Origin of the sequence: Streptomyces sp. SID12488 (assembly GCF_010548275.1) — a bacterium.
Lineage (GTDB): Bacteria > Actinomycetota > Actinomycetes > Streptomycetales > Streptomycetaceae > Streptomyces.
Window position 1 is genome coordinate 1 of sequence record NZ_JAAGLT010000091.1, and the last position, 835, is coordinate 835.

An 835-nucleotide genomic window follows, 5' to 3' on the forward strand; every position below is an offset into this window, starting at 1 on the left:
CACGACGAAGCCGACTTCGCCGTGGTCAATTGCGCGATCGTCTAGGGCGTGTGTGGGGTTGTGATCACGTGGGTCCCCGGGCGGTAGGGGCGGGGGCTTTGGGGTAGAACGGTGGGGTGTCTCGACCTCAACTTTCGGATGCTGAGTGGGAGTTCGTCTCTCCGTTCCTGCCGGTCGGTGAGTACGGGCCGTACCCGGAGAACCTGCGGGCGCACTTCGAGGGCGTCGTGTGGCGGTTCAGGAACGGGGCGAAATGGCGGGAGTTGCCCGAACGGTTCGGGCACTGGTCGACCGTTTACGGCCGGTTTCGACAGTGGCGGGATGCCGGGGTGTTCACCGCGGTGTTCCAGGGTGCGATCGCCGAGGCGGCGAAGCGGGGCTTGGTGGACTTGTCGCTGGTCAGCGTGGACTCGACTACGGTCCGGGCCCATCACGATGCTGCCGGGATGATCGTGGAGCCCGAGATCCTGGACGCGTTGGAGAAGGCCGCCGCAGAAAAAGGGGCACCAGCCAGGAACAAGACGGACAACCGGACCCGGAGCGGGAGGAACGACGACGGGTGAGGCGTCGCCGCAAGGCCCGGCTCGCCGCCGCTGACCTGGGGCGTTCCCGCGGCGGACTGACCACCAAGACGCACCTGTCCTGCGTGCCGCAGTGCCTGCCCCTCTCCCTCAAGATCACCGCGGGGCAAGCCGGGGACAGTCCGCAGTTCATCCCCGTCCTGAACAAGATCCGCGTCCCCGGCCCAGTCGGTCGACCCCGCACCCGGCCCGACGCAGTCGCGGGCGACAAGGCGTACTCGTCACGCGCCAACCGTGCTTATCTGCGCCGTCGC

General features: G+C 67.9%; 1 pseudogene. It reads left to right on the plus strand.

The features are described 5' to 3' along the window. Positions 1-116: 116 nt before the first annotated feature. Positions 117-835, plus strand: a pseudogene (locus G3I56_RS44570) (transposase); the annotation flags it as partial.